The sequence below is a fragment of the uncultured Escherichia sp. genome (assembly GCF_948475835.1).
Lineage (GTDB): Bacteria > Pseudomonadota > Gammaproteobacteria > Enterobacterales > Enterobacteriaceae > ECMA0423.
In genome coordinates this window covers 1-3,030 of sequence record NZ_CAOLGM010000229.1, presented here as the reverse complement: position 1 = coordinate 3,030, position 3,030 = coordinate 1, and the positions used below count along the sequence as shown (strand labels likewise).

The following is a 3,030-nucleotide window of genomic DNA, read 5'->3' as shown; positions in this document are numbered from 1 at the left end:
TGGTGTGGCTGGAATATGAAAGCATTCAGGCTGATATATTCGATCACATATTTGCGATTGTCGAAGAGTTTGGTCTGCGACTTCATCAGTCGCCAACCGGCAATGATATTCGCTCTCTGGCGGGTGCATTTAAGCAGTAATTAAAAAAACCGCTCTCATCGAATGGATGAGAGCGGACATCGTTTTGTCGGATGTAGCGTGAATGCCTTATTTCCGACGCAGCGTTTTAAATGCCACAAACAGGAATACAATCCACACCGGCAGCAGGATCGCTGACAAGCGCATATCATCCATCGTGCACATCAGCAGCAAAATCATGCCGAGGAAGGCAATGCAAAGATAGTTGCCGAACGGATAGAGCAGCGCCTTAAACTGTGTTTCACGCCCCTGACGTCGCATCGCTGCACGAAAACGCAGATGCGCCAGACAGATCATAATCCAGTTCAACAGCAGCGTTGCTACCACCAGCGCCATCAGCAGACCAAACGCTTTTTGCGGCAGCAGATAGTTGATTAATACCACCAGCGAAGTGATCGCTCCGGAAAGCATCAGCGAGTTAATCGGCACACCGCGACGGCTGACGCGAGTCAAAAACTTCGGCGCATTACCCTGCACAGAAAGGCCAAACAGCATGCGGCTGTTAGAGTAAACCCCGCTGTTATACACTGACAGCGATGCTACCAGAATGACGAAGTTCAGCGCAGAAGCTACCACGTTGCTGTCGAGATTATGGAAAATCATCACAAACGGGCTACTGTTGGATTTCACTTCCACCCACGGATAGAGCGCCAGTAAAACCACCAGTGAACCGATGTAAAACAGCAGGATGCGATACACCACCTGATTTACCGCTTTTGGAATGCTTTTTTCCGGATCGCGCGCTTCAGCGGCAGTAATCCCAATCAGCTCCAGACCGCCGAAGGAGAACATAATTACCGCCAGCGACAAAATCAGCCCATTCCAGCCGGTGGCAAAGAAACCACCGTAGCGCCAGAGGTTGTCGATACTGGCTTTCTCGCCGCCGTGACCAGAAAACAGCAGCCACAGGCCAAAGCCGATCATACCGATGATCGCCAGCACTTTAATCAGCGCAAACCAGAACTCGGTTTCACCATATAAGCGCACGTTCACCAGGTTAACGGCGTTGATGATAATAAAGAAGGCGGCAGCCCAAATCCACGTTGGAACATCCGGGAACCAGTACTGCATATAGATGCCCGCAGCGGTCAGCTCTGCCATTCCCACCAGCACGAACATTACCCAGTAGTTCCAGCCAGAGAGGAAGCCCGCAAACGGTCCCCAGTATTTATAGGCAAAGTGGGCAAATGAACCGGATACCGGCTCTTCGACCACCATCTCGCCAAGCTGGCGCATAATCAGGAAAGCGATGATCCCGGCGACGCCGTAGCCCAGCAATACAGCCGGACCCGCCATCTGAATCGCCGGGCCAATGCCAAGAAACAGACCAGTACCAATTGCGCCACCCAGCGCAATCAGTTGAATATGACGGTTATGTAATCCGCGATGAAGCGTCGGCTCTTGATTCGACGCAGTATCTTCCGATACGGTTGACGCGTTTTTCACGCCTTTCCCCTGTGTGTCTTTTTTGTTGAGGGGCACCTTTTAACATTTAGTGCCCATCGTCGCAAGACACAATCCACACGGTTAAACGGGGTATCCTGCTTTTATTTCCGTACCCGATGTCGGTGCAGCCACATCAGCTTATACGCCGCCGGGATAATAAACAGCGACAGCAAAGGTGCGGTGATCATGCCGCCAATCATCGGTGCGGCAATCCGGCTCATCACCTCTGAACCAGCCCCCGTTCCCCACAGAATCGGCAGCAGACCGGCGATAATCACCGCCACCGTCATCGCTTTCGGGCGCACGCGCAGGACCGCGCCGTGATATAACGCCTCATCCAGCTTCTGCTCGCTGAATGTTTGTGGATTATTCAACGACGGCACGGCCTCTATGGCGTGACGTAAATACATCAGCATCACCACGCCAAATTCGGCGGCGACCCCGGCGAGGGCGATAAAGCCAGTGCCCGTCGCCACGGAAAGATGAAAGCCCATCCACCACAGCAACCAGATGCCGCCCACCAGCGCAAACGGTACGCTGCTGATAATCAGCAACGCTTCGCCCACCCGACGGAACGCCAGATACAACAGCACGAAGATAATCATCAACGTCATCGGCACCATGAGTTTAAGCTTATGGTTGGCGCGCTCCAGTAGCTCGAACTGCCCGGAGAATGCCACGCTGGTGCCCGGTTTTAACTGCACTTTTTCAGCTATCGCTTTTTGCAAATCGTGAACCACCGACACCATGTCACGATCGCGCGCATCGATATAAATCCAGCTCGTCGGGCGCGCATTCTCGGTTTTCAGCATCGACGGTCCGGTAGAGACTTTAATGTCGGCCACGTCTGCCAGGGTGATTTGCTGCTTCATCGGCGTCAGGATCGGCAGCTGGCGCAGTGCCTGCGGACTATCGCGCCAGCTTTGCGGATAACGCAGATTAATTGGATAACGGGCAATCCCTTCCACCGTTTCGCCAACCATCGCCCCGCCCACCGCAGAAGTCACAAACAACTGCACATCCGCCACCGTCATACCGTAACGTGCGGCTTTTTCACGGTTAATCTCAACGTTGATATAGCGCCCACCTTCCAGCCGCTCGGCAAGCGCAGAAGCTACGCCTGGCACCGTTCGCGCTACTTCTTCAATTTGCTCAGCCATCGCGTCGATATCCGCCAGCACAATGCCGGAAACTTTAATGCCGATGGGGCTTTTAATGCCGGTTGAGAGCATATCGATACGCTTACGAATTGGCGGCACCCACAGATTCGCCAGCCCCGGCAGCCGCACGGTGTTATCCAGTTCCTCAATGATTTTGTCCATCGTCATGCCTGGCCGCCACTGCTCCTGCGGCTTAAGCTGGATGGTCGTTTCTACCATCTCCAGCGGAGCAGAATCGGTGGCGGTTTCCGCTTTCCCGGTTTTGCCAAATACCCGCGCCACTTCA

Annotated in this window: 1 protein-coding gene and 2 pseudogenes; 1 reads left to right on the top strand and 2 read right to left on the bottom strand. The window is 53.8% G+C overall.

Annotated elements, in window-relative coordinates; genetic code table 11:
* Positions 1 to 140 (top strand): annotated as a pseudogene (locus tag QZF50_RS23250) (miniconductance mechanosensitive channel); the annotation flags it as partial.
* 67 nt (positions 141 to 207) lie between these two features.
* Here the strand turns inward: QZF50_RS23250 and pheP are convergent.
* A complete protein-coding gene (pheP, locus tag QZF50_RS23245) occupies positions 208 to 1,584 on the bottom strand; it encodes a phenylalanine transporter (RefSeq protein ID WP_000786320.1) in 1,377 nt (458 codons plus the stop codon).
* Positions 1,585 to 1,685: 101 nt separating this feature from the next.
* A pseudogene (gene cusA, locus QZF50_RS23240) lies at positions 1,686 to 3,030 on the bottom strand (Cu(+)/Ag(+) efflux RND transporter permease subunit CusA); the annotation flags it as partial.